Consider the following 384-nt stretch of genomic DNA (forward strand, 5'->3'; position numbering starts at 1 on the left):
TACGGTGGTGAAGAGTTCACAATCATTTTCAAAGGTAAGCATGCAGAACAAGTAGAAGCGCACCTACAAACACTTGTCTCTGAAGTACACAACTACGATATGACGATTCGCAATGCCAAGGAACGACCGGATAACCATGATGAAGGAATTAAAAAGCGTGGGAAAAACGGACAATCGGCCGAAGTTGTTAACGTCTCAGTGAGTATAGGATTGGCAGACAGCACAACCACAAAACACCCTGAAGAGGTATTGAAGCTTGCCGATCAAGCCTTGTACAAAGCCAAAAAGACAGGCCGTAACAAACTCTGTATTCATAGCTAAAAAACAAAGCCAAGCTCTATACGTGCTTGGCTATGATTCTTTGGTTAATTAGATATTTGGTGC

Annotated in this window: 1 protein-coding gene; it reads left to right on the forward strand. The window is 42.4% G+C overall.

The genetic code is table 11. The features are described from left to right. A partial coding sequence (locus BCT81_RS02880; RefSeq protein ID WP_133152506.1) for a diguanylate cyclase occupies nt 1-321 on the forward strand: 321 nt, incomplete at its 5' end. Nucleotides 322-384: the final 63 nt, after the last annotated feature.

Source organism: Vibrio sp. 10N.261.52.A1, assembly GCF_002876325.1.
GTDB lineage: Bacteria > Pseudomonadota > Gammaproteobacteria > Enterobacterales > Vibrionaceae > Vibrio > Vibrio chagasii.